Origin of the sequence: Prevotella sp. oral taxon 317 str. F0108 (assembly GCF_000162415.1) — a bacterium.
GTDB lineage: Bacteria > Bacteroidota > Bacteroidia > Bacteroidales > Bacteroidaceae > Prevotella > Prevotella conceptionensis.
On sequence record NZ_GG740072.1, the window covers coordinates 573,896 to 579,725 of the forward strand.

At 42.4% G+C, this 5,830-nt stretch carries 3 protein-coding genes; all 3 read right to left on the reverse strand.

Annotation, left to right across the window (positions count from 1 at the left end; all coding sequences use genetic code 11):
• Positions 1-609: 609 nt before the first annotated feature.
• The 3 genes from HMPREF0670_RS02070 to HMPREF0670_RS02080 are packed head-to-tail and all read right to left on the reverse strand — an operon-like array spanning position 610 to position 4,292.
• Complete coding sequence (locus HMPREF0670_RS02070) at positions 610-2,241, reverse strand: hypothetical protein (protein ID WP_157579525.1); 1,632 nt, start codon at positions 2,239-2,241, stop codon at positions 610-612.
• Positions 2,242-2,264: 23 nt separating this feature from the next.
• Positions 2,265-3,989, reverse strand: a complete 1,725-nt coding sequence (locus tag HMPREF0670_RS02075; protein ID WP_009229505.1) for a hypothetical protein — start codon at positions 3,987-3,989, stop codon at positions 2,265-2,267.
• Positions 3,990-4,040: 51 nt separating this feature from the next.
• Positions 4,041-4,292: a hypothetical protein gene (locus tag HMPREF0670_RS02080; protein ID WP_009229506.1), complete on the reverse strand. Its 252-nt coding sequence runs from the start codon at positions 4,290-4,292 to the stop codon at positions 4,041-4,043.
• Positions 4,293-5,830: the final 1,538 nt, after the last annotated feature.

The window sequence follows — 5,830 nt, forward strand, 5'->3', positions numbered from 1 at the left end:
GATTTACCTACTTTATGGCCTATATTTTCGCTAGAACGGAGCGAAATCTAGTGCGATATTGTAAAATAAAAAATAATAATTTAACTTTTGGGGTTGAAGGTTTTTTGAGTTGATGGTTTATTGAGTTGATGGTTTATTGAGTTGATGATTTTTTAAGTTGATGAGCTTTTGAGTTGATGAACTTTTAAGTTGATAAGTTGACAACTTTTGAGTTGATGAGTTTATAAGTTGATAAGTCGACAACTTTTTGAGTTGACGAGTTGATGAGTTTTTGAGTTAATGAATTTTTGAGTTGGGGAGTTTGTGAGTTGATGTCTTCGGGAGTTGTTGGGCTTTCGGGAGTTGTTGGGCTTTCGGGAGTATATCAGCCAGTGGGTTGACTTGTCATGCACTTCTCCCAATTGATAGAGATATTTAAACCCGAACGACTTCGATAAGCATAATATGGAAAGGCGAGTTAGTGGGTAAGGAATAAAGTGTGAAATGTTATTCTACACTTTGAATGGGAAGAATGAGGAGGAATATATTAAAAGGGCAGGCTGATGTCACATCAGCCTGCCTTCCATTAAGCTATGAAGTATTATTGATTGATAAAAACGAGTTCATTGTTTATGGGCGAATATCGCCCGTGAAAGGTACACATCCCCATTCCTTACTGCCATCGTGGTTTATGCTCACTCCTGCTTTGGTTACTTTGAGATAGTAAGCTTTGCTGTCGGAACTATTGGGGTCGGCCCTATTAATCCAGTAATAGCCAGCTGCTCCCACTTCTACAAGTGCGCCGTCTACATATTTGCCGATGAGTGGCAAGGGATAGTAGCCCACAGTTGGATGTTCCTCGTCCGTGATAGCAGTCTTTGATTTAGAGGTTGGTATGCTTGTCCAATCCTTACCGTCGAAGGCGGTGGCGTGTCCTTTACTAATGACGGGAACCCATAGCGCACCTTTTTGTAGATGTCCATCAAACGCCCACAGGTAATCCTCGTCCCAATAGCAATCATTGGCCAAGACGTAAGAGGCATCGTTGATCGTGAAGGCATCGTCTGTTAACACCCCAGCAGGCGCATCCTCGTCTTCGCTATACCAGCGCGAGTCTCCATCGTGCGGCCATCTCTCATCTTCGGGTGCGGGTATGCCCGTTGCATTTTTGTTCCAATTGTGTGGTGCCTTTGCGTCTAAGGTGTAATATGGGTCTTCTGCGCCCCACATGCTGTAATAGTTGAATGAGGGTGTGAAGTCTACCACTTCAAGACGGCAGAATATGGGTTGGTTCATACCTGTCTCCAAGTTTAATACAGGATAAGGTTTCTTTACGTCAAACCTTTTTCCTGTGCTGTGATCCTTAATGATGAATTTCACAAGCACATCGGTATATTTGCCCGGAGGTAGCACCATGATGCCTGCATGCTTTTGGGCATCTTCCTTGTTTGACGCGATTGGCAAGCCATTTCCCATGCCTTTTGTGGCGAGGTTCAGGGTAACCTTATTTTGGTGTAATGGCCGTTTGCTAACGTCCACCCCTTTTTCTGTAAATGGGAATTTGCCATATAGGCTTTCTTTTGCCTCGATCTGCGCACTAACGAAGTAGGTGTTGTCCATGTGTCCGCGTGGGTTATATGGCATAAAGGTTACGTATGCAGCCTTGTGCTCTAGTTTAAAGGTATGCCTGTCACCATGATAGCCCCAACCCTTTCCTTCTTTCTTGTAATAGACACAGGTTGTCTTTGCTACACCGCAATCGCCACTGTTTGCTAACTCTCCGTCGTCGAGAGACGTTTGTTTCTGGATTCTGGCAAAGTTGACGTAAACCTTGTCCTTAGTGGAAAATTTTTGGTCGCCTCCCACATAGAGCATGGTGTATTGCTTATTTTCATATTTGCCTTTAAACCTGAATGTGGCATTTGCGGAATGAGTCGTTGCATCTTTATCTGTAAAGGCCACTTTGGTGGCGCGTTCCCAGATGGGCGAAGTGTCTGTACCTCTGTTTATGTACATGTGCTCATGGTCGTTGGTCGTCCAATAAAACGTTATGCCCAGGTTTGTTGCGTCAATTTTCCCATATTCCCCACTGGTGCGTGATGAAGGTGAGTTCATCGAGCCAGTGAAACTAACGGCAGGTTCCAGTTCTTCTTGGTTGTTGTCTGGCTGAGCCAGGTTCTGTTCTTCCGTGCATGCCATTGGCATAAAAGCCAATGCACATGCAGAAAGAGAACTCAACAATTTATATCTTAACTTTAACATGATTGTTGTCTTATTGTTGTTACTTAATCTTCGCCAGGCCATAGTTGATAACCATATTCCTTACGTGAAGGCCAATAGTGGGTGTTCCCAGCCACGGAGACATTGTTACGATTAAACATCAGTACGTAAGCCCATCTTGGGCCATAACTTTCAAAGTCAGGGACACAAGTACTTGTCCAGTATCTTCCCTCATACTCATTCCCCATATACAGCCTTCCATCATTATCATAATATCCTAGTGCCATGACACAGAAGTACTGTGAGCGGTTACTTTCTGGGACATCTTCCCATTTTGTGGGAGTGTTACTAGCCCCACCATTTCTCCAAACTCTACTATCATAACCGCTTGCGCCTTTTGCATTCATCGAGGCATCTGTAAGTCCTGCTGCAGGTGCAAAATACTTGCGTTTACGAAACCACATCCTGCCTGTAAAGAGATGCCCATCGTAGGTAAAGGGCGAATCGTCCCAACGTGGATCGCCGAGTTTCACATACCAACTAAGAAAGTTAGCTGAGGGAACGGTGCTGGCAATCGACCCTGCCGGTGCGACATTACCTGCACCAGGGGCATAATAGTCACTTTTATAGCGAGGGTCTCCTGGGGTTGGATAACCTGCTATACCGTCTACGCCACCTTGTCTCCATTTGTGGTGCGCGTTGCTTTCATGCCCTTGCCAATAAAACTGTGATGCTCCCCACATGTGGTATCGTCCGAATAGGTGGGAAACATCGTCCGCCACTAGTTCTGAGAACATGGATGTGGTTTTGCCTGGTTTTAGTGTAAGTTCAGAAATGAACTTCTTAAACACACCTGTTGTCTGAACAACGGGGTCGTAAAGCGTGTAAGTTATTTCTACATTATGGTATGTGCCTGGTGCCATCACCATAATTGCCGCATTCTTTTTGGCACTTTCTCTACTTTCTGGGACCGAAAATCCCGTGTAATTTAAATTGTCGACACAGTACAACGTTCTCGCGCGCCTTGGTCCTGTTGGTTTTTTACTTTCGTCAAGGTTACCATTTTCATCAAAGTAGTAATAACCGTAGTTGGGTTCATCAGTAGTGAGCGTAATATGAGTAAGTTTACATTTAAGTAAAGCTTCTTTGCTTTTTCCCTCACCTGCGTAAGGCATGAAGTTGATATACGAAGTGGTGTGTTGCAGGGTGAACCCATACCATATTCCGTTGTCGACAGCTGTGGCAATTCCACAATCTCCTTGCTCCGATAATTTAGTAAAATCGTTAGCTCGTATTTGTGTTGTGTAATCATTAATATAAGTGTACCGTTGGCCATTACTAAAACCATAGTAACTATACCACAGCGGATATTTTTCTTCGGTAAGCTTATAGCTCGAGTATAGATAAAAGCGAGATTGGGCAATCTTCCCGTCATTTAAAAGCTTAAGTGTATCTTGCTTGTAGAATCTTTGCCATCCCGTGGTTCCGCCCAAGTTTACCCAAAGCCGTTGATAGTCATCGTGATCCCAATAAAATTGGATGCCCATTTTACTTCCGTCTTGCTTTTTCGATATGTCTGTATACTTACCCGACGTTTTTGTCCTGGGCAGTTCCATTTGACTGGAAGCCCCAGCGAACGACTTGGTGTTAAACGTTTCCTTTGTCTCTTTGTTCTCTGCCCGATGCTCGTTGTTGGTCAGGTCGTTAACACATCCCCCCAGCGTAAATGCTAAGGCGAACGCGTAAGCCGCCATTGCCAATTGCTTCATGTGTTGTGTAATGAATTTCATGATAAATGTTGTTTTCTCGTTCCACCATAAAAGTAAGTGTAAGGGTGAAGGTTAATCCCATTCGTAGAGGGTATATCCCTTACTGTTGCTGATAACGTTGTCTTCTTCGGCTGTTCCGGCATCTCCACCCGAACTGCCCGAGTTGTTGTACACCGTTCCGCCGTTTGGCAGCGTTTTGTGTCCGCCTTTTGCTGATGCCTGTAGCAGTTGTCCTTGCATCGCCATTTCGGTCATGGCGATGTCGGGACATACATACGCCATTTTGCATGGGCATTGCCGTTCTTTCAGTTGTTCTTCTTTCATTTTTTGATGTGATTTGTAACAACCCGCGGGCCTTAGTTGGCGTGTGTTCATGGATTTGTTGCGGGCTGGTGTGGTTGTTGTGGCCTGTTTGTGGACACAATTATCTAAGAGAGTTGTTAATGACCGCCTTTGTGCACATTGGCGTGAGTTGTGCCTTGGCTGGGATTTATATAGTGGTTGTTAATGAATCGTTTTTGAAGTGTGTTCATGGTGTCTTGTTGTGTTTGCCTCCGCGGATGGGGTTCAAAGCGCCTCGTTTCAATACGTGGCGTTTTGAGTTACCCATCTCGAGGCATAGGCGAAATTGTTTTCCCCTTCATTGTGATGTGAACTAGCTTTGTGCATGTTCATGGCTTACTAAGGCTGTCTTTTGCGCATTGGCGCTTCAAGGTTGTGTAATGGTACTTTGATGTTGGATAGGCCAAACACTTAGGTTGGGAAACATTGCCTTTGTTTTCATGGTTTCGATGTATTTGTATGGTATTTAGAAATGTAAATGTCTTCCTTGATATGGTTTAACCAAATATTATTAAACTTAGGTGCGTGTGGCGTTGTTTGTTTACGGAAGTATTTATTTTGTAAATTCCGAATTAAAACTAACGTTTTGTTACCCGATGACACGTTTCGTGGTATTATGGGTTCAAATTGCAACTAATTTCTTTTATTTTCATTCGATTTCCTTTCTTTTATTATAATATAATTATACTTTTATTTTTTGTGATTTTACAGATGTATATCTGATTCACATCGCAAAATTAAACATAATATTTGAACTGCCAAATAAAAAGGTCGAAAAAGTTTAAAAAAATATTGTTTTCTAAATGGTGACGTTCTGTAATGTAATAAGAATGGTTAATTTTTGGCCAAAGAGTGTGTTTTACGTCTGTGATTTGTGATTTGTTTTGTTTAGATAAAAGAAAGTAAATGTACTGTTGTTGGATATGAATGTGTGGCGGATAGAAATGGGAGGTTCTCACATTGTTGTATAGTTTGGTACACCTCTTTATCATATAAGCTCATGTGTGTTAAGCTGTCTTGGCTTTAAGGCATGTTCTAAAAATTCCCCGCAAAGGTTCAATCGTTGTTCCTTGTATTGCTCTTCACTGTCTTTTTGCTTTTATCTGGCATCTTTTGCATTCTCTTTCAGAAAGCATAGTGCACTATGCTCCTTCAAGAAGTAAGCAAAACCTGCTCAGCTAAAAGCTAAAAATACAGCAAAGGCAATTTTTAGAACCTGCCTTAAATATTTCTACATGGGTAGGCTCTAAAAGTATTCGCCATCATTCAATCACCGTTTAAGTAATGCTCTTTGCCCTTGTCTGGCATTTTTCACTTGCCCTTTCGGTAGCATAAGCCAGCATGCTTTCTTATGAAAAGCAAGAGAAATCAGTACAGATATAATCTAAATGCCAAAGGTGATTTTGGGGAGTAACCATTCTTCTGAAGATTAAGACGTTGTCTTAACTTTTATGTGTTTATAAATTGGGAGCTTGTTATATTTGTGATGCCAATACAAGAAAAGCACTCATCTTCTATAT